General features: G+C 69.2%; 21 protein-coding genes and 3 pseudogenes. 13 read left to right on the top strand and 11 right to left on the bottom strand.

Going from position 1 to position 22177, the window contains the following annotated elements:
- Positions 1–1855: 1855 nt before the first annotated feature.
- Complete coding sequence (locus ACFWBW_RS16425) at positions 1856–2272, bottom strand: CBS domain-containing protein (protein WP_385372953.1); 417 nt, start codon at positions 2270–2272, stop codon at positions 1856–1858.
- Positions 2273–2652: 380 nt separating this feature from the next.
- Here ACFWBW_RS16425 and ACFWBW_RS16420 point away from each other — a divergent pair, with 380 nt between their 5' ends.
- The 4 genes from ACFWBW_RS16420 (at position 2653) to ACFWBW_RS16405 (ending at position 6196) form a co-directional block, all read left to right on the top strand.
- Positions 2653–2880, top strand: a complete 228-nt coding sequence (locus ACFWBW_RS16420) for a DUF6479 family protein (RefSeq protein ID WP_385372951.1) — start codon at positions 2653–2655, stop codon at positions 2878–2880.
- Positions 2881–3107: 227 nt separating this feature from the next.
- Positions 3108–3338 (top strand): DUF6480 family protein, encoded by a 231-nt coding sequence (locus tag ACFWBW_RS16415; RefSeq protein WP_385372950.1) that lies wholly within the window; start codon positions 3108–3110, stop codon positions 3336–3338.
- Positions 3339–3874: 536 nt separating this feature from the next.
- Entirely contained in the window at positions 3875–5089 is a 1215-nt protein-coding gene (locus ACFWBW_RS16410) for a PP2C family protein-serine/threonine phosphatase (protein ID WP_385372948.1), read from the top strand.
- A 783-nt stretch (positions 5090–5872) separates the two neighbouring features.
- Positions 5873–6196 carry an STAS domain-containing protein gene (locus tag ACFWBW_RS16405; protein WP_385372946.1) on the top strand — a complete coding sequence of 108 codons (324 nt, stop codon included), beginning with the start codon at positions 5873–5875 and terminating at the stop codon, positions 6194–6196.
- Between the two features lie 42 nt (positions 6197–6238).
- Here the strand turns inward: ACFWBW_RS16405 and ACFWBW_RS16400 are convergent.
- Together ACFWBW_RS16400 and ACFWBW_RS16395 are read right to left on the bottom strand one after the other, a co-directional pair.
- Positions 6239–7097, bottom strand: a pseudogene (locus ACFWBW_RS16400) (NAD-dependent epimerase/dehydratase family protein).
- A gap of 170 nt (positions 7098–7267) precedes the next feature.
- Positions 7268–7741 (bottom strand): DUF6296 family protein, encoded by a 474-nt coding sequence (locus ACFWBW_RS16395; RefSeq protein ID WP_385373092.1) that lies wholly within the window; start codon positions 7739–7741, stop codon positions 7268–7270.
- Between the two features lie 343 nt (positions 7742–8084).
- Here ACFWBW_RS16395 and ACFWBW_RS16390 point away from each other — a divergent pair, with 343 nt between their 5' ends.
- The 3 genes from ACFWBW_RS16390 (at position 8085) to ACFWBW_RS16380 (ending at position 10272) form a co-directional block, all read left to right on the top strand.
- The gene (locus ACFWBW_RS16390) at positions 8085–8534 is read left to right on the top strand and encodes an SRPBCC family protein (protein WP_385372944.1); all 450 of its coding nucleotides are present in this window, start codon (positions 8085–8087) and stop codon (positions 8532–8534) included.
- A 176-nt stretch (positions 8535–8710) separates the two neighbouring features.
- Complete coding sequence (locus ACFWBW_RS16385; protein WP_385372942.1) at positions 8711–9604, top strand: STAS domain-containing protein; 894 nt, start codon at positions 8711–8713, stop codon at positions 9602–9604.
- A 224-nt stretch (positions 9605–9828) separates the two neighbouring features.
- Positions 9829–10272: a DUF5133 domain-containing protein gene (locus ACFWBW_RS16380; RefSeq protein ID WP_385372940.1), complete on the top strand. Its 444-nt coding sequence runs from the start codon at positions 9829–9831 to the stop codon at positions 10270–10272.
- Between the two features lie 191 nt (positions 10273–10463).
- Here the strand turns inward: ACFWBW_RS16380 and ACFWBW_RS16375 are convergent.
- A pseudogene (locus ACFWBW_RS16375) lies at positions 10464–11138 on the bottom strand (HemK2/MTQ2 family protein methyltransferase); the annotation flags it as partial.
- A gap of 489 nt (positions 11139–11627) precedes the next feature.
- Here ACFWBW_RS16375 and ACFWBW_RS16370 point away from each other — a divergent pair.
- The 3 genes from ACFWBW_RS16370 (at position 11628) to ACFWBW_RS16360 (ending at position 13650) form a co-directional block, all read left to right on the top strand.
- Positions 11628–12038: a hypothetical protein gene (locus ACFWBW_RS16370; RefSeq protein ID WP_385372938.1), complete on the top strand. Its 411-nt coding sequence runs from the start codon at positions 11628–11630 to the stop codon at positions 12036–12038.
- Positions 12039–12122: 84 nt separating this feature from the next.
- Positions 12123–12875 carry an ANTAR domain-containing protein gene (locus tag ACFWBW_RS16365; protein ID WP_385372936.1) on the top strand — a complete coding sequence of 251 codons (753 nt, stop codon included), beginning with the start codon at positions 12123–12125 and terminating at the stop codon, positions 12873–12875.
- A 46-nt stretch (positions 12876–12921) separates the two neighbouring features.
- Positions 12922–13650: a GAF and ANTAR domain-containing protein gene (locus tag ACFWBW_RS16360; RefSeq protein WP_385372934.1), complete on the top strand. Its 729-nt coding sequence runs from the start codon at positions 12922–12924 to the stop codon at positions 13648–13650.
- A 178-nt stretch (positions 13651–13828) separates the two neighbouring features.
- Here ACFWBW_RS16360 and ACFWBW_RS16355 read toward each other — a convergent pair whose 3' ends face one another.
- Positions 13829–14164, bottom strand: a complete 336-nt coding sequence (locus ACFWBW_RS16355) for a MarR family transcriptional regulator (RefSeq protein WP_385372932.1) — start codon at positions 14162–14164, stop codon at positions 13829–13831.
- 340 nt (positions 14165–14504) lie between these two features.
- Here ACFWBW_RS16355 and ACFWBW_RS16350 point away from each other — a divergent pair, with 340 nt between their 5' ends.
- Positions 14505–14627 (top strand): hypothetical protein, encoded by a 123-nt coding sequence (locus ACFWBW_RS16350; protein WP_385372930.1) that lies wholly within the window; start codon positions 14505–14507, stop codon positions 14625–14627.
- Positions 14628–14699: 72 nt separating this feature from the next.
- Here the strand turns inward: ACFWBW_RS16350 and ACFWBW_RS16345 are convergent, their stop codons facing one another.
- The 3 genes from ACFWBW_RS16345 to ACFWBW_RS16335 form a co-directional block, all read right to left on the bottom strand.
- Positions 14700–15254 (bottom strand): isochorismatase family cysteine hydrolase, encoded by a 555-nt coding sequence (locus ACFWBW_RS16345; RefSeq protein WP_385372928.1) that lies wholly within the window; start codon positions 15252–15254, stop codon positions 14700–14702.
- Between the two features lie 334 nt (positions 15255–15588).
- A complete protein-coding gene (locus ACFWBW_RS16340; RefSeq protein WP_385372926.1) occupies positions 15589–16062 on the bottom strand; it encodes a hemerythrin domain-containing protein in 474 nt (157 codons plus the stop codon).
- Positions 16063–16303: 241 nt separating this feature from the next.
- Positions 16304–16654: a hypothetical protein gene (locus tag ACFWBW_RS16335; RefSeq protein ID WP_385372924.1), complete on the bottom strand. Its 351-nt coding sequence runs from the start codon at positions 16652–16654 to the stop codon at positions 16304–16306.
- A gap of 611 nt (positions 16655–17265) precedes the next feature.
- On the opposite strand from ACFWBW_RS16335, the gene ACFWBW_RS16330 reads away from it, so the two are divergent.
- Positions 17266–18069, top strand: a complete 804-nt coding sequence (locus ACFWBW_RS16330) for a hypothetical protein (RefSeq protein WP_385372922.1) — start codon at positions 17266–17268, stop codon at positions 18067–18069.
- A gap of 928 nt (positions 18070–18997) precedes the next feature.
- On the opposite strand, the gene ACFWBW_RS16325 is transcribed toward ACFWBW_RS16330, so the two are convergent.
- Positions 18998–19465 (bottom strand): ATP-binding protein, encoded by a 468-nt coding sequence (locus ACFWBW_RS16325; RefSeq protein ID WP_385372920.1) that lies wholly within the window; start codon positions 19463–19465, stop codon positions 18998–19000.
- Between the two features lie 418 nt (positions 19466–19883).
- Here ACFWBW_RS16325 and ACFWBW_RS16320 point away from each other — a divergent pair, with 418 nt between their 5' ends.
- Entirely contained in the window at positions 19884–20444 is a 561-nt protein-coding gene (locus tag ACFWBW_RS16320; protein WP_385372918.1) for a hypothetical protein, read from the top strand.
- Between the two features lie 75 nt (positions 20445–20519).
- On the opposite strand, the pseudogene istB reads toward ACFWBW_RS16320, so the two are convergent.
- Positions 20520–21314: pseudogene (istB, locus tag ACFWBW_RS16315) on the bottom strand (IS21-like element helper ATPase IstB).
- Positions 21311–22126: a hypothetical protein gene (locus ACFWBW_RS16310; RefSeq protein WP_385372916.1), complete on the bottom strand. Its 816-nt coding sequence runs from the start codon at positions 22124–22126 to the stop codon at positions 21311–21313. The pseudogene istB and the gene ACFWBW_RS16310 overlap by 4 nt, the downstream one beginning before the upstream one ends.
- Between the last annotated feature and the right edge of the window lie 51 nt (positions 22127–22177).

The following is a 22177-nucleotide window of genomic DNA, read 5'->3' as shown; positions in this document are numbered from 1 at the left end:
CGTGCGCACGATCCACCCGTCCGGCCGAGGACAGGAACCCCCGATGACCCTGACAACCCCGACCGGCCTGAGCACCACCACGACCGCCCTGGCCCCTGCCCCTCGAGGAACGGGGCAAGCTCTCCGACGCCGTGGTCCGAGGCCCTGGGGTCGGGTGCCACCGTGGAGGTCGTCAACTTGGCCGCACGTCCCCGCCGCGCCTGGGCGACGAGGGCACTCGCAGACGCGAGCAGGACCCGGCCGGAGTGACTACGGGCCCCGGCCGGGTCCTGCTCGCTTGGGGCACCCGTCTCGTGGCTTTCCCATCCGCACTCTCACACGCGCGTCGCCACCACGCACCCCGGTAAGGGGCGAACGGGCAAGCCCGTGCGACGGTAACCGTCGCTTGAGGGTGCTGTCGGCCGGGGCGGGTAGGCGACGTGTGACGGCTGCCGTACCCGCCCGCAGCCGACAGCTCCACGGGGCCGGGACCAGCAGGCTCCTTAGCCGCCACTCCCGCGACCGCTATTGCACCGCGGCACCCGGGCGGTGTCCCAGCGACCCGCTGACACTGGGACTTCGGCCCACCCAGACAGCGGCCACGGGCCCACCCCGTCGGCCAGCCGACCTATGGGCGCGCCGGGTTGCCCGCTCGGGAGTGGCGGCGTCCATCCCGCCGAAGCGGAAGGACCGGCGTGGAGAGCTACTTTCCAAGGCCGCCCGCGAGGGTGCCGACCAGCCCGCCCTGCGACGTCACGTCGCCGAGTTCCCCTGTCGCGAGGGCATCAGTGGGCAAGCCCGCACCCAGATCCTCAACTCCGGGCACAGCGCCCAGCGGGCTCTCAGCCGCCTGCACCACACCGCTAACGGACAGAGCAGCACCAGCGAGAGCGACCGCGGCAAAGACACGCTTCATTGTGTTCATGCCCTGCCAACGCCCCCGAGCCCGGTGCGGTCACGCGCAACTCCGCCCCGCCCCATCACATCCCGGCTTCAAGACTGGCATCCGTCCCTCAGCCCATGCTCGGTGCACCGTCCGCACCCCCTGGATAACAGGCGGCCCAATTTGAGGGAACGGGCTTGCCGCGCGTTCCCCCCGAGACAAGCCTCTCTGCACGTCCCTCCCTGGCGCGCCGCAGGGGTACGGCCGGTTGAGCCAACCTGCCGCCCGGTCAGCGTCCGTCAACCCAGCAGGATTACATCCGTGACTCGCGGCGGACACGGGCGTTACAGGTCTGCTGCCGCCGGCGTACTCCCCCGCACGCCGCGCGAACGCCTCCCGGCGATGGGGCCCTGCCCGGACACCCACCGCCGGGACACCGACACATCACAGCCTCCCCCGCCAGACCCGTTCCAGCAGCCCAGGCCCAGAGGTGTCGAGATCTGACTGGGTGTCGTCGCGGGGACCGGGCGGCCGTCCGGGTGGCAGCAGAAGCAGGTGACCCAATCATTCGCTGCCAGCGCCGGCGTAGCGGGCATGAATGGCGGAGCCATTCCCCCCTTGATGTGAGGAGCTGAGCGTCGATGCTGGAGCGCACCCGGCGTAAGAAGCAGACCGAGATCACGTTCGTCCTGCCGGCCGGCCATCCGGCCGGCGAGGTCAGCGTGGTCGGTGGCTTCAACGACTGGCGGCCCGGCGCCCACCCGCTGGCCGCACGGGCCGACGGGAGTCGGGCGGTCACGGTCGCCCTGCCGGTCGACCAGCGCCACCAGTTCCGCTACCTCGCGGACGGCGGCCACTGGCTCGACGAGGACGGCGCGGACGGCCCCAACAGCCTCCTAAGCAAACAGTCCGTACTGGAGCGGGATGCGCAGCGCGTGCGCTCATGTGAGACTGGCCCCGCCGCCGGCCTGCGTACGAGAAAGAGCGGACCGGTCAGTCCTGAGAGACAGCCTGGAGCAGGTCTCCGACCTTCGCGTCCGGCATCGCGCGGGCGACGTCCGCGAACGCGACGATGCCGACCAGCGTGTGCCCGTCGATGACCGGCAGCCGACGTACCTGGTGCTCGCTCATGACGCGCAGGATCTCCTCCGCGTCGTCATCGGCGCCGATGGTCACGGCCTCGCCCTGGGCCAGGTCGCCGGCCTTCACCGAGCCCGGGTCCTTGCCCGCTCCCAGGACCTTCACGACAATGTCCCGGTCGGTGAGCATGCCCTTGAGCTTCTCGTCCAAGCCGCAGATCGGCAGCGAGCCGACCCCCAGCTGCGTCATCTTCTTCGCCGCCTCGAGCACCGTCTCATTCGCACCGATACACGTCGCGTCCGCCGTCATGATGTCGCGGGCCTTCGTCATCCCTCGTACTCCTTCGGTTCTCGTCCGACGGGTGCGGGCCATGCCCACTCACGTGGACCGGCCACGGCACCTATGGGTGCCCCCTGCCCTCGCCGGATAACAGCATTCGCCCGACAACCACCCCAGCTGACGCGCCTGCGCAAGGAACCTCGTCCTGGCCCCGGGGGCGATCTCCCCAGGCACCGCTGCCGACAGGGAGCACCGTTCGGTCTGCTTACCGGGCCCACCGGGAAGGGTGGGAGGGCCACGCGCTGCGATGCGGGGCAGGCTGCGGGACCGCCCTTTCGACTGCTGCATGCGACGCCGCTCGCCGGGTAGCCGCCCAGGACCTACCCGCACCCTGCCCGGGAGAGACCGGGCGCACAGATCCAGGAGATATCGTGATCTTCAGCATGGTGGCCGCAAGCCAGCGAGAGACCGCGCCGCTCCTCCTCATCGTTGTCGGCGTCGCGGTGGCAGTACTGCTCCTCGCCGCGTTCTGGTGGGGCAGCAGGCGCGTGGCCCGCCGCCGCAAGGCGGCAGCCGCGCCGCCTTCAAGCCCCGCCCCCCGCCAGGACTCCTGGCAGACCCCCGAAAGTGACCCGGAACAGGGACACCCTCATCCCTGACCCATCGCCTCACCCCGCTCGGCACTTCCGGGTCGGCCGCCACCTTGTTCCCGCGCACGACGAGCGAGCGGCCAAGTTGTTGCTTCCCGCAGGGGCAGGGCCCGGACCCGGACTGAGGCCGTGACCTACGGGTAGGCGCTCGATAGCCCCGGCTCGTCACCGGCGTCGTGAACCGCTGCTGGTAAGCCGCACGGCCGAGGCCAACACAGAGTCGAGGTGGCAGAGCAATGACCGAATTCCCACGGCCGAACCCACCGCACGACGACACCGGCCAGGGCATCGAGGGCGGCGTACGACCGGAGGAGACACCTCCCGGGGAGTCGAGCACCGGGTCCGGGGCGGGTCCATACCGGCCCCTCACCCGCGGCTGGGCAAAAGGGCCGCTCGTACTGATCTGTCTGCTAGCTGTCGTGGTAGCGCTGTTCTTCCTCGCCTACGCCGTCATGCTGGATCTCTAGGCTTGCCGCTTGACCCCGGAAGTGGGAATCATTCGATCACTTTGCCGAGGTCTCTCATCACCGCGCGCGCCGTCCCCGGGACGCGAGCGCGCCCAAGATGTCGTCCCGACCCCGCGCTGGTCGTCCAGGTGCGGTGAGACTGCTGCATGCCTCGCCGTTGCCAGAGGAGTTCGGTCTGCCACCCCCGGCTCTCGTCGGTTCGGGTGAGATAGACCGCTACGAGCGCGGGAGGCCCACGGCCCGCTGCTGGTGAACCAGGTGGCGGTCGCTGGACTGGCTCTCAGAGCAATGATGCGCCTCTGCCTCCGCATGGCCCGGACATGGCGCACCCCCCTGCCTTCGCCGCCGGCAGGAGTTCGCCGTGTTGGCGGCAGATTCAGGATTTCGGCATGACTGTTCGGGACAATCGGTCGACGAGGAGACGACTCGATCGTGCATCCGCAGCGCGCCTTGGAAGCGAAGAGGAAGGCGCGATGTCCTCCCTCCGGTGACGAACTGTCCTTCCTGCCGCACGAGCGAGGAGGCGAGTCCTATCGATGGAGGCTGATGTAGCGCAGGATCGGATCGGGCTGGCCGAGGTGCTGGCGGCCGCGGAGGCTGCCGCGCCGGTGGACTCCCTGGACGTGGTGGCACGCAATCTGCGCGACCGGTTCGGGGCTCGGTATGTGTCGTTCCTGTTCGTCGACGTCGTGGGTCGTCGTCTGCTGCGCGTGCACGACACCGCGGCCGTGGGTCAAGGGGACCGTGCCGCGCAGGTTCCACTCGCGGGCAGCAGCGTCTACGACGATGTCCTGCGCTACCAGAAGCTGCTGCTGGCCACGGACGGTGGGCAGGGGCAGCGGGTGCTGGCCCCGGTGACCAACCGCGGCGACACCATCGGCGTCCTGGAGCTGTTCCTGCCCGAGGTCACACCGGAGGTGCTGGTGCAGGTGGAGGAGGCCGCGCACGCTCTGGCGTACATCCTGGTCACCGACCGCCGATTCACTGACCTCTATCACTGGGGCAACCGCACCACCACCGTCAGCCTGGCTGCGGAGATCCAGCGCCAGCTCCTGCCCACCGCCGCAGCGTGTGAGGCCCCGCAGTTCACGCTCGCCGGCGCCTTGGTCCCCGCCTCCTCCATCGCCGGGGACACCTACGACTACAGCCTCGATAACGACACGCTGCACCTGTCGATCACCGACGCCATGGGCCACGACGTCGACGCCTCCCTCATGGCCACCCTCCTGGTCAACGCCTCCCGCGGTGCCCGCCGCGCCGGCGAAGACCTCACCGAACAGGCCAGCCAAGTGCACCAAGCCCTTCTCGACCACGGGCGCCAGACCATGGCCACCGGACAACTCCTGCGAATCGCACTCGACGGAAGCGGCGCTCAGCTCGTCAATGCCGGCCACCCCTGGCCGTTCCTGCTGCGCGAGGGTGCGGTCACCGAACTGCGCCTGGCCGTGAACCTGCCCTTCGGCTGCCCCTCCCTCCAGGGCTCGTACGCGGTCCAGGACCTTGACCTGCAGCCTGGTGACCGGCTCCTGCTCCACACCGACGGCATGCAAGAACGCGACGCCGAAACCGTCGACCTGCCAGCACTGCTCCGCAAGACCGCCGCCGAGCACCCGCGGGAGGTTGTACGCACGCTCGTCGGTGCAGTCAGCGACGCATACGACGGCGGCCCGCCGAAGGACGACGCCACCGTGCTGTGCCTCGACTGGCACGGCCCCCACAAACGAAAGCCACCAGACGAACACCTGAGATAAGACCAGAGCGGGCGGGGCGAAATAGGGTGTATGCCTGCAGGAAGGGCAGGCGCTGTGTGGGAGGCCCACTGCGGAGGGAGCACTCGTGGCAACGCCCGTCCTCGTCTACGACGAGCCCGTACCCCGCACTGGGCTGCCCACGACGACAGTACGGGGCGCCGTCCAAGAGTTCCTCGAGCACGCCGCGCAGGTCAGAGCACCGGCCCGGCCCGAGTACAGCGATGCGGTGCTGTTGGTCGTCACCGAGCTCGTCACCAGCGCACTCCGCCACACCGAGGGGTCCGCCGCCCTCCACCTCGAACTCCGCGAAGACCACATTGAAATCCGCGTCACCGACACCAGCCCATCCCCGGTGCAGCACGTACCGGGAACCGATGGAAGCGGCGGCTACGGCTGGCACCTCATCAACAGCCCCACACCCACACCCACACCGAGCCCACCCCCGACGGCGGCAAGACCATCTGCGCCCACGCCGCCTGGTAACAGTCGCCACCGCGGTCCGACGCACCCCCCGCTCGAGCGGGCCGGTAGCGCCAGGGACTGCGATGGCGGCCTGGTCCGTTCTGGCGTTCGCGGCGAGAGCGTGGCACGCTCGAGGGACAACCAGCCTGGTCTGGTGGGAGACCCCGCGCCGCCGGGAGGCCAACCACGTTGGCCGGTGGCAGCCGCGGGTGGTCTCGCTTGGCTTTGCACGGCCTCAGTCGGCCGTGCGCTTGACGGCCTTCTCCGCCCGAATCCGGGAGCCGACCGCAATGGGTTCCGATCCGATTGGCGGATCTGACCATGCCCCCCACCTCGAACATCGTCGTCACCCAGCACGCCGACCGCACCGTCGTCACCCTCACGGGGCCCCTCGACATGGACACCTGCGCCCGTATTACAGACGCCACCGACGCGCTCGCCTTGCAGGGCTGCACTCTCACTCTGGACCTGTCGGACGTGAGCTTCATGGACTCGAGCGGCCTCAACATGCTCCTGACACTCCGCAACCGAGCCCACGCCGAAGGCGCCGTCCTCGAACTGCACGGTCTCCCGGACCAGGCTCTGCGCGTCCTGGACATCACCGGAGCACGCGACCTCTTCACCCTCCACCCCGCCACGCCATAGCCCCCACCACAGCACAGCAGCGTGAGTCTTCGGTCATGCGGCTCAGCTGCGCGCAGCGAGTGGGGGCGTGGCCATTGCGCTGCCGGTCTGCAGTCCGGCGAGGAATTCCTCAAGGGCTTCAACGGAGGTACGAGCGGGTTCCCAGGCGAGTTCCTTGCGGGCGCGGCTGGAGTCCATCAGAGGCAGTCGGAGAACGGCGTCGAACAGGTCGGGCGAGGCGGGCACCAGGCGTAGCCTCCAGGCCGCGGCGAGAGCTGCGCGAACGGGGGCGGCCGGCATGGTGAAGCTTCGCGCCTCGAAGATTTCGGCCAGGACGGAAGCATCGACCACGGGGGCGGCGGCCAGGTTGAAGGTGGCCGGCGAAGATCCGCCGCTGCTCGGAGGCGGATTCCCGCTTGAAGAGGAAACCGGGGCGCATGCGCACCACGCGGATGCCGGGGTGGGTGTGCTCGTAGGCGTCCAGGACGCGCTCGAGGTAGGCCTTCTCGCGGGTGTAGGCGGCCTGCGGCCAGCCGTGCGTGGGCCAGGACTCATCCACCGTGCGGTCCTTGGGACCGGGCGAGTACGCGCCGACCGACCATGCGTGGATGAGGGTGGGGACGCCGGCTGCGGCGACAGCGTCGAAGACACGCATGCTTCCCAGTACGTTGGTGCGCCACGTGGCGGCTGGGTGGTGAGTGGGCTGGAACTTCCAGGCGAGGTGGATCACGGCGTCCGCACCGTCGAACAGCCGGACCAGGCCGGCCCCGCCCGGCTCGACGTCAGCGGCCTCCCACACGGTTTTCGCAGGCCGCCACGACGGCACTCGCCGCGCCAGCCCGAGCACCGAATCCACACCACGATCCTGGGACAGAAGCTGGACCACGCTGGTACCGACGTTGCCCGTGGCACCGGTGACCACGACGCGCGCGCCGCCGGCGCTCGATTGTGAGGATCGGGCCCTGCCGTGGGGATTCACGATGAGCTCCTGTTCCTGAACCCTCCCGGCGGGTCGGGGCGTGCGGGGCCGCTCGCCGCTGCGCCAGGTGTGCGCTGGGTGCTGAGCGGATAGCGTCGGCACAGCGGGAGGCCTCAGCTCGAGGGGCGTGCCATGACGCCGAGGACTGAGTCCTGGCCGCTTCCGGTGGCCAGGATCCGGACTTCGGACTGGTCGCTGATCTCGGCCTGGATGATGCCTGTCGCGTCCTGGTAGACGGGGTAGCCTCCCGGTCCCGTCCGGTTGATGCGGGTCACCTCCACGAGGTCCGCACCCTCGGATCCGCCGGGGAAGGCCAATTCATACTTCTGTGGTCGTTCCTCTCTCGGTTCGACAGGGTTTACGGGAAGCCGGGCTGACGCGGTATCGGGGCGAGGGTTGCTTGCGCGGTTTCCCCCTGATGCGTTGGCTTCGCGGACTCGTTCGGAGTTGCTGGGTAGCGCTGTCGAGCCCGTGCCCACCCGGGAGGGTGCGCCTGGAGGCCGTCCGTGATCGTCAGCGGTTCCGCCCTCGTGCTGCAACAACGGAGGAACCGACGGGGCTGCATCGGGAAGTGCGCCTTCGGCCATCTTGCTCATCGGGTGTCCTGTCTATGCGAGCGTTACCGCTCTTGCCGCAACCTCACGACTTCGTTGTGTCCGGGTTGTCCGAACGCCCTCAGCATGCGCATGCCCCCGCACGTGCCGACAACACGGACGCCTCACGGCCTCTTCGCGGGGCAGCGCCCGGACGGGCACCGCGAGCGACAGGGCGAGGCCGGCCGCACCCACGCCGGGAAGGGTGTCGGAGCAGAGGCTGGAGGGCGGGGGTCATAGAGCGGGCTCGATGGGGCAGGCGAGAACGCGCGGGAGAGGTTCCCGTGCCAACAGACCGGCTCTGGAATGGATGCCGCGAACCAGAAGGGATTGACTCGTGTCGAAGGTAGAAGAGTCCGTCGAGGTGGATGTCCCCGTACGCACCGCCTACAACCAGTGGACGCAGTTCGACTCGTTCCCTCAGTTCATGGACGGTGTGGAGCGGATCGATCAGCGCACCGACACGATGACGCACTGGGTGACGAAGGTTGGCGGTGTGGAGCGGGAGTTCGAGGCGGAGATCACCGAGCAGATCCCCGACGAGCGGGTCGCCTGGACGACGCTGGGCGGCGAGGTCAGGCAGGCGGGAGTGGTCACCTTCCACAGGCTGGACGACGCCCGGTGCAAGGTGATGCTTCAGCTCGACTACGACCCGGAGGGCTTCGCCGAGAATGTCGGCGACAAGCTCGGCTTGGTCAAGCGGCAGGTCACCGGCGACCTCAAGCGATTCAAGACGTTCATCGAAGACCGCGGCCGGGAAACCGGCTCCTGGCGCGGGAAGGTCTGACACCGCCGAAATGCGGGCCCCGGAAACATCCGGGGCCCGCTCGCGCAGGGAACCGGACCCGCGTCTGCGGCGCGGCGTGGATTGGGTCGCTTGACACCAGTATGCGATGAGGTTTTCATGTAATTAGCTACGTGCGTTCCCATAGGGACATACCCCTCGTTCGGCCGGGAGAACTCATGACTCCCCACGCACCCCTCCCACCCGCCCCCGAGTGGTCCACTCCCGCGGCCCCAGGGCTGTACCTGAGCGTGTGCCCCTCCGCGGACGAGGTCCTCGTCACGGTCCGGGGGGAGATCGACTTCGACAGCACCCCCCACCTGCGGAACATGCTCGCGGCCGTCCTCTGCTCGTACGAGGGCCCAGTGGCCCTGGACCTGGCAGGCGTCACGTTCTGCGACTGTTCCGGGCTGAACGAGTTCCTGCGCGCCCGCCACCAGGCTGAAGGCCGCATCATCATCCGGGCCTCAAGCTGCCCGGTCGGCCGGCTGCTGGAGCTCACCGGGACCGCCGTCCTCTTCGGCCCGCCGGGGCGCGACCCGCAGGAGCGACGTCCCGAGGTGCACCGAGCCGCGCCTGACCAGGAACCGCGCAGCCAGCAAGCGGGGACAGCACGTGATTTCGCAGTGCACCTCCAGCACATTGGGGACACCCTCTTGATCACCTTGCACGGAGACCTCGCCCTCCGCCGTCGTCCGGGTTCGCTGCAGCTTCCCGTGCGCACCGTGGCGGTCGTGGTCGATCTGCGGGATGTCCCGTTCGTGGACCTGAGCGGCCTGCGGTTCCTCGCCGAGCTGGAGAAGAGCGCCAACGAGCAGGGTGCCGTGCTGCTGACCACCGGCTGGCAGGCGGCCCCGCTACGCCTGGCTGAGACCGTCGCCCGGTCCCGCCGGGCCATTCCCGTCCTCTCCCGCTACGTCCGGATGCGCCGGACGCGGGAACTCCGGGCCGCCCTCTCCTGCCGGACGGCGCTGCACAGAGCCCTCGGGATCGCCGATGCGCGAGGCTGGAAGGCGTCCGCGGCGGCCCTGGCCACTACATGCACCCCAGTGCACCCACCGTCGGCACTGTGAGGTTTCGCCGCGCCCCGGGCAGTCAGCCGACCGCACTGGCCCCCACCGGGACTGTTCCTGGTGGTGGCCGGGTGGTGCCGGAGCCCGGGGCCGTCGTTTGTGAATTGCGCCCCCGCTCTCTTCCTCATCCCGCGCTGAATGGATCCCCCGTGGCCCTACCTGCCGATCCGCCGCCCGCTCCCCTTCGGCAGGACCCTGCCATCGCCCCAGGTGACCGGCCGCTGGTGGCGAAGCCCGTAACAGCGTGGGCGACCGGCATGCTCATGGCGGCAGTGCCCTGCTCGGCCCGCGAGGCAGCCCAAATCCTGCAGGCCGCCGCAGAGCGGGTGAACGTCTCAGCAGCCGACATCGCCGCAGTGCTGGTCGCTACGGCCCCCGGTGAAGTCGCCCCGGACCACATCGAGCGGGCACTGCACCTCACTGTGCTGGCCGTGCGGTCCCTGCCCGCCGGCCCCCGGGAAACTGGCCTCCTGCCCAGCCTGCCACGCACCCAAGAGGTCCTCGCCCGCTTGCAGCGTTGCCGGGCCCGCCTGGCGAGGGCCCCGGGTGACCCCGACGCCCTGCGCGCCATGGACGACGCCGCCTACACGCTGTGTGTCCTGCTCGGCCAGCCCCATCTCCGATTGGCCATCAGCGCCGCTGAACAGCACGTCAGCCGCCTGCGGTAGGCGCGACCCCCGGTGGCCCGTCGCGTCGGTGAGGTCCCGGTGATGGCAGTTCTGGAAACGATCATCCCTCCTCCTCGCCCCGTTTGCCCTCACCGGCGCAGGATCTGTCGGGGATGCCAGGCTCAGGGGTGAGGGCGAAGCCCCGGGGGTCGGGGCCGACGAGACTCTGCGGCACTCAGATGGGGGGGGGCCTGGGCCCGGATGATGACGAGCTCTTCTCGTTGCTCGCCTCCGGCCGCGAGACCTTGGGCTTCCAGCCAGGCGCGCCGTGAACGCAGGACCGGGCCCCACAGGAAGAAGACGCGCGCCGTCACCTCCGCCGTCAGACGCGGACCCTGTAGCCGGTCAAGCGTCTCCTTTGCTCCGCACATCCCCGAATGAACCATGAGTAGCACTCCCCCAGGGCGCAGCGCCGGCGTTCGCGCAGATGCGGTCGATGACGGCACGCCCGTGGGGGCCGGCGTCCCATGCCCGTTGCGGGCCGTCGGCGGGTACCCGGGTGTCGGGGGCGGGGACGTAGGGCGGGTTGGTGAGAGGACCAGGTCGAAGCGGCGCCCCTTGGTACGGGCCGCGTAGTCCCCATGCAGCACCCGCAGTGGAAGCCGGCGCCGCAGGGCATTGAGGCGCGCGGTGGTGACGGCAGCCCAGGAGACATCGACGGCCGTGACCTGTGCGCCTCGCTGGGCGGCCTGCAGAGCCAGGGCCCCGGTGCCGGTGCCGATCTCCAGTACGTCCGTGCTCGCGCCGATCTCCTCGTTAGCCAGAGCATCGGCCAGAAAATGGGTATCGCCCTGCGGCCGGTAGACACCGGGCAGGGTGATCAGACCGAGGGGCAACGCGGGCAGAGAAACTGTCGTTGTGGACACCGCAACCTCCGATGCTCCAGAAGGAAACGGCGGGCCGTGAAACCCGGCCCTCGCGTGTACGGGGCTGCTGTGCGCTTGCCGCTTCGTCGCGGGCCGGCCGGAAATTACTGGCCTTCGCGGATCTCGTCATGAGCTCGTGCGGCGGCTACCCGACCCCCTCGTTTCACCCCTGGATTCGGCGGACTCTGCGTGCCTTGCCGTCCGCGTTCACCTCCGGTTGCAGGTGTGGGATGGTGGAAGAGATAGATATTCCGGTTCCGTCGCTCACGGCCCGGCCCCGCCCGGCCAGCGGCATCCGCTGAGTGGAGTGGCCCGGCGGACCCCCACTGACGGGCATGAACACGTCCTGGAACTGACGAGCCGTGTTCCGGGACCCAGCGGTGGTAGTCGGCAACCGCCGCCCCTTGGCCCTTCCGTTCGGAGCTGGTACCCGTGCGAGGCGAGCCCGCTGTGAACTCATACTCGGTACGGGTTCACCGCTACGGTTCCGTGGCGGTGCTGACCCTGTGCGCGGGGGCATGCTCTGGCGACAGCGCCACATCCCTGGAGAGTCTTACCGACGCCTTGGAGGGCATCGGGGCCGGGCCTGGTTCGCTGGTTTTGGACCTTGACCACGCCCCGTTCCCGGTGCCTGCCGACGCCCTCGCCGCGATCGACGCGCGGGCGGCCAAACTGAAGATGACCGTGGTGGCCCTCGCCCCCTCCCGGCAGCGCGCCGGGAGTCAACAAGTCGCCCCCGCATTGCGGCTGGCTCCGGCCGGCCGCGTGGCCGCGCGAGGGGCGGCGGACGGTGAAGCCGCCCTGGCACGCGAGCTGTACCGGGCGCTGGGTGATGGGGTCCTGATCCATCGGGCGGCGGGAATCCGCACAGCGCGCCGCAGGGCCCATCCTTGTTCCTGAGGTGTGTTGCGAGTGTTGGGGTGTGCTGCGGGGGTAGCCGCCGGGAGAGAATACGAGCCGGCTACCGGTGGGGAGGTGAAGGTTGTGGGAGCCTATTCCGCCTTCCCCGAAGACGGGGGCGGATCGTTTGGCGCAGAGGACCTCAAGCGGCTCTCCGAAGCCCTGGCCGCTTCCCTCGCCGACACCCCCGGGATCGAAACGCCGGCCGCACTGTGCCGGGCGTGCGTAGACGTCCTGGATGTCACCGGTGCCTCGGTTTCCCTGAGCGGGGATAGCGATGACCACACCCTGTGGTGGTCCAGCGACCCCGTTGCGGGCCAGCTCGCCGAAGCCCAGTACACGCTCGGTGACGGCCCAGGCCGTAAGGCCCTCGCGCTGGCGGCCCCCGTCCTGGCCGAAGATCTGACCGGCGGCACGGACGCGCGCCGCTGGCCCGTCTTCGCCCAGCAGGCTGTCGACCTAGGCGTACGAGCGGTCTTCTCGCTCCCTCTGGGCCTGCCCGGCGTCGCGGTGGGAACCCTCGATCTCTACCGTGACCGCCCCGGTCCCCTCTCCGAGCGGGACCGCTCCTTCGCGTTCCCCGCGGCGGACGCGATCACCACCGCCCTGCTCGCCCTCCAGGCCCAGGAGCCGCCCGGGGAGCAGCCGGCGTGGCTGAGCGAGGCCGAAACCGACCATGACGAGGTCCACCAGGCCACCGGCATGATCATGGTGTATCTCGACCTGGACGTTCCCCAAGCACTGGCGCGCCTGCGAGCCCACGCCTTCGCCCAGGGGCAGAGCATCACCGAAGCAGCCCGTGACGTCCTTGCCGGACGGGCCAGGTTCGATGATTAGGTTGACCCCACGCGGCCGGACCAGAGCACAGAAGGTGAGGACGGACATGAACCGCGAGCAGGAGATCACCGAGGCGTTCGTCAGCCTCACCGATACCGTCGCCGACGACGTGGACCCCCTGACGCTCCTGCGCCGTCTGGCCGACCACTGCGTCAGCCTCACCGGCATGGACGCGGCAGGCGTCATGCTCGTCAACGCCCGCGGCCGCCTTCAGTCGGTCACCGTCACCGAGGACCGCGTCGAACTCACCGAACTGTTCCAGCTCCAGGTCTCCGAAGGCCCCTGCATCGACTCCTACAACACCGGCCTCCCCGTCCACGCCGACGACCTGGCCGCCGCCGGGCGCTGGCCCGCCTTCACTCCCCTGGCCCGCGCCGCCGGATTCGCGGCGGCCCACAGCTTCCCCCTGCAACTGCGCGGCCAGAACATCGGCGCCCTCAACCTCCTCGCCCGCACCCCCGCTCCCCTGCCCCCGGCCGACGCACGCCTGGTCCAGGCCCTCGCCCACACGGCCACCACATCAGTCCTGACCTGGAGCCGCGAACCCCTACGGCCCTACGACATCGTCACCCGAACCCAGGCAGCACTCTCTGCCAAAGCCGTCCTGGACATCGCCATCGGCATGCTCGCCGCCACCGCCCAGACCAGCCCCGCCCAAGCCGCACACCACCTACACGCCTACGCCGTCCACCGCCAAGAGCGCGCCGTCGACATCGCCGAACACCTCGTACGCCGACGCCTCACCCCCCAGGCTGTTCTCACACCCGAGCCCTGAAACGCCTCACCGCTCCCGAGAAGCCACGCACTGCGGCCACAGCGGAGGGGCAGGCAGGCACGGTCGCTCTCCCCTGACCGTGGGCCCGCCCGGCGGGCCTGTACGGAGGCGGCCGGGGCACGACCGGCTGGGCCTCGCGGCCAGACCGCGGGCAGCTACACATGGCGTGCGTGGGGCGTCAGGCGTCGGCGCCGGCCTGCAGGTGCCCGGGCGAGTCCGCCAGGAGCCGCAAGAGCCCGGCGATCTCGTGACCGGCCTCGGCCGGATGACGGAACATGGCCCCGTCAGCGACGGAGTACTGATTACGACGGGCATCGTCCGCACGGACCTCCCGCGTCAGATACCCCCCTGCTTCGAGATCCGCAACGATCGCCTGCGCGGTCCGCTCCGTGATACCGCACGTCAGCGCCACATCGCGAAGCCGAACTCCGGGATCACGGGAAATCGCGAGAAGGACCCGGGCATGGCTGGTCAGGAAAGTCCACTCGGGGCGGCGGCCATTCAGTGCTCCCATACGTTTAATTCTGCCCCCACACGCGCCTGCGCGCGATTGCACGCACCAGATTTCACGTAACCTCCGACGTGCGCCGACCCACCGGGCGGGCGCGTGGCGGGCTCCCTGGCCCGTAGTCCTGCGCCTACGGTGCATCCATGACGACGGAACCCGAACGCGCGGCCATCGCCGCCTACCTCAGCCGCACAGCCGCACAGATAGCACTGCCGGCGCGAACACCTCCGAAGCTGAGAGGCGGGTCGGCGCCGAGGTCGCGGAGTTCATCGCCCGTGACGCCTGGGATGCGGTCATTGCGGTAACCCCTCGCCCGCCGGACCCAACAACCGACCCCGGCCCCGTCGTGGAACCGCCCGAAGTCGCCGAACGCCGCGCACAGGCGAACGCCATCACCCGCGGGCTGCAACAACTCGGATACCACCGCGACGAAACCCTGCTCCCCGGCCCCGGCATGGCCGCCGGATAGCCGCCCCGTCACTACCAGTCGATCGAGCACTGCACGGACACAGCCGCCGGGCCTGAGCTGGCTGGGGCTCCGTCACTGCGGCGGCTGCGCGTCGAAGGTGACGTCGCCCGCCGCGCGGATGTCCGCGCCCATGTTGCGACGCATCATGCGCAGGGCAGCATTGGCCAGGTCGGCGTCGATGTGGGCGACCGCGTCGGACGGCACGACGACGTCGAAGTGCCGGATGTGGGCGTCGAGCGCCGAGTAAAGCACGCACTGCTCGGTCACCTGCCCGCACAGGACCAGGCGCTCGGCCTTCAGCTGGCCCAGTAGGTAGGCGAGCGGGGTTTCGAAGAAGATCGAATGCCGGGCCTTGACGACGAAGAGCGCGTCCGCGTCAGGAGCGACGGGCTTCACCAAGTCTCCGTGCCGGCCCTCCAGGGCGGCCTGCAGGATCTCGCCGTGGTGCGAGCGCCACTGACCGAAGTTGTCGTTCACGTAGAGCACGGGCGAATGGCTCGCCCTGGCGTGGCCCAGCAGGGTCGTCACACCTGGGAGCGCTTCACGGACCGACGGGACCAGGGCCTCGGCATCCTCATGAGCGTATGTGTTGAGCATGTCGATCACGATGAGCGCCGTAGGAGGCATCGGGTCGTCACCTCGTCTCGTCCTAACCACACCCACGTTGCGCCTTCTTGGCGGCCGGCACTGGGCTGCGGTATGGCGCCTGTCCGGGGCCCGAAAAGTGGGGTCAACCAGCTGCGATTGTGACCAGGGTGGGCAGTGTGCGCCTCGGTTGGGGGGTGGAGCTGCTGGGGGGGCAACTCCACCCCGGCCGCATGAGCGCTGGAGAACGGAGGCCTACGCCCGAAGCGGCCCCTCGGGAAAGCCTGTCGCATTCACGCGCCTGCCCTCATCCAACCCGGCTCAACCGTCTGCAGCTGCAAGCAGCGACGCAGGCGTGGACACCCGGCAGTAGAAATCAGCTCTTGGCGCTGGGGACGGCGAGCGGCTCGCCGGGAGCCTTCTTCTTCGCCTTCTCCATCTGGTCGCCGAGTTCGGTGAGCCGGTTGCGGCCCATGGCCTTGCGGACGTCCGGGAACCACTCCTTCTCCTCCTCCTCGACGTGATGGCGCACGTTCTCCATCAGGACGCTCATCTTGGCGTCGAAACGCTCGTCGGCCGCATCGAGGTCCTTGAGCTCGGAAAGCATCCACAGCACGACGTGGTGCTCCTCAATGCTCTCCAGGACGTGGTCCTTGGTGTCGGGGGCGGCCTCCCGCGCGGCCGGGTAGAAGATCTTCTCCTCGATCCACGTGTGAGTGGTGAGCTCGTCGATCACCTGGTCGGCGATCTTCCGCTTCTCCGCGTGTGCGTCCTCGCCGGCCTTTTCGAACTGCTTGAACAGCTTCTCCACCGTCTTGTGGTCTTCCTTGAGCAGCACGATCGCGTCCACCGGGTACCTCCTTGCGTTGACCTGCCAGGCAGCGCGAGTGCACGCCCTGACCTCGTGTACCCGGTGCCGAGGGGCATAGCCCGCCCCGCCCCCGGGGTTGGCCCGGACGGGCCGGCCGCCTACGCCGTACGCCCACCCCGGTGCGGCCGCCGCTGGCTCTGTCGAGAGGGAACTCGTGAACAAAGCCACCCCTCGCTCTGCCGCGGCGCAGGGCGCGGGTTTGTGCAGCACTGCCCACCGGTCAGCGGCGCAGGAGGGTTTTGGCGGTGAGGAGGGCGTGGTCGGTGTGGGAGTGGACGGGCAGCGCGGTTTCGTTGGACCGGATTAGGTAGCGGGTCGCGGGGTGGGGGGTCACGGCGGCCATGGGGATGTTGTGCTCGGCGCAGTGGCGGTGCGTGCGCAGGATCACGGAGACGGCGGCCGGGGTGCCGGCATCCGGGTCGAGGGTGATGACGAGGGCTGCGGGGTGGTGTTCCTCTATGAGCAAGTCGATGGCCTGCGCGAGGGCGGCGCGCTCTTCGCTGGCGACGGGCTCGTGGACGGTGATGATCAGGATGTTGTCGTCCAGCAGGAGCCGGTTGTGCAGGTCCATGGTTCTCCCTCTCGCGGGGAACCGGCAGCAAGGGACGGCGGCTCGGGGAGGAAACCCGGTGAGGGCCCGGCCGGTCACGATCCGCGAGGCCCGGTGTTGACCGGCGACAGCAACCGCGGCACCAGACCGGGCTGGTTCCTTTCGGGCGTGGCCCCACCCGGCCGGAAGACCAGGTAGCCCCCACCCCACCGGGACATTAGGCCGAGGTGGTATTGCAGCATGCGCTGGGACGGACGGGGGCAGAAGCCTTGCGTGCCGCAGTCCCCCGACCAGGGCTGGGCAACCAAGGTCTCGTGCCTGCTGCGGCACGCCAAGCTTCCGCCGTGAGCTGCCACCCGCGTGGAGTCTGCGTTGAAGGTCACGAGCCGGCCATGAGTAGCGGTGGGCTCACCCCGGTAGAGCGGACCCGGCTTTAGTGGCACCACGGTCGCGGGCGGGCCGCCCTGGAGGATCCGTCGACTTCGGCGCCCCTCACCCGCCTGGGATGGCGCATGGGCAGGAGGGATACAGGGTGGCGCGGCGCCGCCGGGAGAATCGGTTCGCCGGCGCAGGCGTCCTCTAACGTCCTGTTCATGCTCCAGGCAATGCGAACCAGACGTTCCCTCGCTCTTATGACGGCGGCTTTCGTTCTGACCGGGACGAGCGCCGCTGCCGCGTACGAGAGGCCCGCCCCACGCGACCGGGCCGCGGTGTCCGTGCCGGTGACCGTGGTGGGCCAGCCCAGACAGATGGGCGTGGGCGAGGTGCAGACGGCCTGGGCGGACTGTCCCGCGGGCTACTACGCGACCGGTGGGGGCGCGCACACCAGCGGGGGAGCCCCCTACCTGAGCATCTCAATCGGGCATCCCCGCAGCGACGCAGCCAACCGCTGGTTCGTAGACGTCCGGAACTACGGCACAGGCCCGGCAACCGTCGCGGCCTACGTGATCTGCGACCAGGCCACGCACTACGTGCGGGAAGTGATCACCGAGCACGTGCCCCACGGGCAGACAGCCTCGGCGACGGCACACTGCCCGGCCGGTACCACCGCGAGCGGAGGCGGCTACTCGGTGGTCGGCGACCGGTCGCAGTTCCTCGTGACCGACTCCGGCACAAGCAGCGGAACCGACTGGCGGGCAGAGGGAGTCAACTACTCTGCCGAGCCCGGCCTCATCGTGTCCCAGGTGATCTGCTCGACGCAGACCCACCACCCACGCCTGGGCAATCCAGACAACCCGCTGCCGCGGTCGAACGGCTCCTCCGTGTCGGAGTGCCAGCCCAACGAGCTCCCCACGGGCGGCGGCCAGTTCGTCGGCGCCTTCGTGCACCCCTACAACTCGTACTTCGAAGGCCGGCGCTGGACCGTCGCGGCCGCCAACTACAGCGACTCCCGCCAGCACGTCATCGCACAGGTCATCTGCCGCCCCACCGGCTGAGCCGGCCTGGCTTTGTGATCGGGTAGCCGTCCCGCAGCCACCTCATCGGGTGGAAATCCAGGGAGCCTCGTCAGAGCGACAGCTGTCCCGGTGCTTGAACGCCGCCTGCGGACCCTTCGGCGCGGTCGTCGTCCCTGGTCGCCCCGCGGGGTGCGGCGCTCAGCATGGCTCCTCGCCACCCTGGCGGCCGCTGCCATGGCCCTCGTGGTGGCAGCCATCACCACCGCCTCATGCGAGTTGCCTTCGCCGTGGTGTGGCCTGCGGCTCCTGCACAGACTGAGCAGACGCTACTTCACCCGGTAATCCGAAAAAGGGCAGTATCCCAGCTCGAGGTAGTCACTCGACGAGCCGGTCGCCGATGCGGCGGCCGCTGTTCAAAGCAGGTCAGCAGTAGTCCCCCGCTGAAGCTCGGGATGCAGGACGAGAACCAGCGCGCGGCCGGCGCCCTGGCGCCCGAGCGGATCGAGCAGCTGTCCCGGGCTGGAATGAGGCGGGCTCAGATCCTATGAGCCCGGTCCACGCGGTAGGTGCCGGGTCCTCACCTGGTCACGGCCCCGACCGGTTCCGCTCCGCCGACGGCCATCGGCGGCCTGCTCCGTTCGTGGGCCCGGCCGCTATGCCGCAGAACCCGTCCACCAGCCCGTGCGAACGGGACTTCCGTACGTATATCTGCCGGGGCCCTCCGGCTCCCTCGGCCAGGACCTCGACGACCTAGCGCTCCGATCCATCCCGAAACTGATACACCCAGCACGTCCGCATGCGGACCATTGTTCCCAGCGCCTCTGGCCTCCCGGCGCCAGACACCCTCCAGCCTGCGCTGGATCACCGTCCTGGGCTCGGCTCTAGGCCACCCGACTGACAGATGCCTACGAATTGCCAGAGCTGCGAGCGCTCCCTTACCCGTATGGTCAGAGCGTGACGAGCATCGTCACAGCAGGCGGCCGGCCGGGTGCCCACCGGGATCGTCGGCCAGTCCTATGGTGACTTTCACCCGCTTGCCCACAGGCTCGCGCCGCACCTCGAAACTGCGGCACACCGCCATCGCGATCTCCAGCCCATGCTGCCCGATCCGACCCGGATCAGCCGGGCTGGCCACGGGCATGGGAGCTGCGCTATCCCACACGCTAATCTCCACGGCGCCCTCGCGGACTTCCAGGTCCAGCAGACAGGGCCCGGGCGCATACTTGCGTGCGTTGGTCACCAACTCGCTGACCACCAGCTCCACCATGCTCATCGCACGGTCCGACACCGGAATCCCGTGCTCGGCCTGCACCACGGTCATGAAACCGCGGGCGGCACGCCTGGCCCCAGCGATCGGCTCACTGCCGTCCAAGGCCATCGCCGACACGATCGGACGGCCGACCAGAAACTCACCTTGGGGCACCACAGCAGCCATATCGCCACCCTCATCCTGAGCAAGCCACACGCCTGCTCCCACCCGGATACCCCGAAACGGCAGCCGTACGCGAGAACACAAAACGAAAATCAGACCGCCCCTCACTCCGAGCAAAGCCGCTCCGAACCGTCGGGCCGCCGCAACGGCGCTTCCCCGGACTGGCTATGACGACTTTCCAGGGAGTCGTTTGTCGAGGAGTTCGGGAGTCGTGTGGAGCGGGCCGGTTGATCAACATCGATGAGATTTGATGTCGCAACCTTGTGCGGGCTGGTCTCGGAATGCTTGGCCCCAACGGTCGTGCCCCAGTGTCGGCCACTGATAGTTGACGGGCTGGCGGGCAGGGAGTGATCCGGATGAAGGGCTCACCTTCCCTGGGCCGCAGTACCTATGATCAGCTTCGTCGAAGGGGGGCCTCGCCGTGCCCGAGTCTCGTATTGAACCGTCCTGGCGCGCTCCGTTAGCCGAGTGGATCCAGCCGGCGCCCGAACGCGGCCCGTATGCCGTTATCCCAACGGCATACGGCGAATACACGCTCTTTCGGGGGCCCGGCAAGCGCCTGAGCTCTACTGCGAAAGCCGAGGCATGGGAGCAGTGGCAGCTCATCCTTGGTGAGGACGTCGTCCTGGAGATCGACGACGCCGCAACGCCGTGGTACCTCTTGCGGGCCAGGATGCGCCTCGGACTCCATGGCACGCTTGATGGCGTGCCGTTCACGGCGCGGGCTGCGTCCAGGTCGTTTATGCCGCGCCGCCGCGGCATTCACTTCGAAATGAGTGACGGCCGAACCCTCTCGATCACTGCGCATCGTTTCCACCGGCACTTCGTCCGGGGCGGCGGCGGTAAAGAGCGTCTCACCCTGCGTTCCAACGGCGCCCGATGGGAGACGGACCGGCTGGACCGGGGCGAGTTGGCGCTCTTGTGCTTCGTCCTCATCTCAGGCGCCGACGTGCTCCTCACGTCTCCCCTCTGGAATCTCTAGCCGTTACCTCAGTAGGACGTTGGTCGGTGGGAGGTTGCTGTCCAGGTTCAGGCCTCGCGGTCCAGCGTCTGATGGTCAGGCCGCTTCGGCGCGATCGGTCTGGGCTTTGGTGTGGGCGAGGCGGTAGGACTCGGTTCCGGTCTGGATGATGTTCCCGCCGAAGGTCAGGCGATCGACAATGGCCGCGCAGAGCCGCGGATTGGTGAACGTCTTGGTCCAGCCTCCGAACGACTCAGTCGAGGCGATGGCCACACTGTCTCTTTTCCTCCCGTTCCGTCAAAACTTGGAAGAGAAGTTCGGCGTCGCGGCGGTCGAGTTCCATGTAGCCGAGTTCGTCGATGCAGAGGAGATCGACGCGGCCGTAGCGGGCGATGGTCTTGGTCAGCTGCTTTTCATCGGCGGCCTCGACGAGCTCGTTGACGAGTTTCGTGGCGAGGGTGTAGCGGACCCGGTGGCCCTTCATCGCGGCCTCGGTGCCCAGCGCGATCAGCAGGTGTGACTTGCCGGTCCCGGAGTCACCGATCAAGCAGAACGGCTGGCCTTTCCTGAATATTCGCACTTAGCCAGCGTGTGGATCGCTGCCGGGTCGACGTTGGGGTTGGCGTCGAAGTCGAAGGCACGCAGGGACTTGTCGCGGGGGAAGGCGGCGGCTTTGATACGTCGCTCGGACCGGCGGCGGGCCCGATCGTCGCACTCGGACATCAGGAGCTCGGCCAGGAAGCCCCGGTAGGACATCTGCTCACGGGAGGCTGCGGCCGCGAGGTCGGGGAACTGGCTTCGGATGGTGGGCAGCCGCAGCATGCGGCATGCCTGGTCGATGGCGGTGGCGGCGGCTTCTTCGGTGATTTCGCGCTGGCGGGGGACGTTCATGTGGCTTCCCCCTGGCTGGTGCCCTGGCCGCCGGTCCGGCGGCGGTTGCGCGGTTGGTCGTAGGCGGCCACCGAGGGCAGAGGCCGGGTGTCGGGCGGCAGATGGGTCAGCCGGTAGTCGGCGAGGAACGTCACCGTCGCGTGCTCCTCCACGGGCAGGGCAGGCACCCCGGGTGCGGGAACCGAGGACGCGGCGGCGTCGCCATCGGCGGCCTTGCGGGCCTCCAGCGCGACTGCGTCCGCCGTCAGAGCGCTGGCCCGAAAGACCTCTGCCAGACCTGCGACCACGTGCTCGTGGCGCATGTGGCGTCCCAGAAGCAGGACCTGGATCAGGGCTCGGGTGCCTTCGGCGTCTCCGTGGGCAGACCGGACCGCGGCCCACCAGTTGTCATGGACGGGGGTGAACCTGCCGGCCGAGCGGGCCTGCTCCAGTGCGGTCGAGCCGGGGAAGGCGCCGGGCTTGCGGAGGAGGGCTTCGAGGTAGTGGTCCAGGACCAGCTGGGAGCCGCCCCTGGTGCTGAGGCGCTCGTGCCGTGCCACTTCGCTCCGGCCGTCGTAGACGACGAGGTCATTCGCGTTGAGGAGCACGCGGACCGACTGTCCGATCAGCCGGACGGGGACCGAGTAGCGGTTGGAGCGGACGGTGATCTGGCTGTAGCGGTCCACTCGCGGGGTGAACCAGCGGCCCGTCTCGAACGGCTCCTCCGGCAGCGGCTTGAGTCGTGGCTGTTCGGAGCGGAAGTACTCGCCGATCGTGTGGGGGCGGGAGCTGATCCGGCGGGCCTCGTCGTCGATGTCCCACTGGTCGACCATCCGTTGAGCTGGGCCAGCGAGTCGACGACGGGCACGGGCACGAAGTGGTTG

It is taken from the genome of Streptomyces sp. NPDC059957, assembly GCF_042730015.1.
In the GTDB taxonomy this organism is placed as follows: domain Bacteria; phylum Actinomycetota; class Actinomycetes; order Streptomycetales; family Streptomycetaceae; genus Streptomyces.
Note: the sequence above shows the minus strand (reverse complement) of the source record. Positions and strands in the feature narration are given on the sequence as shown.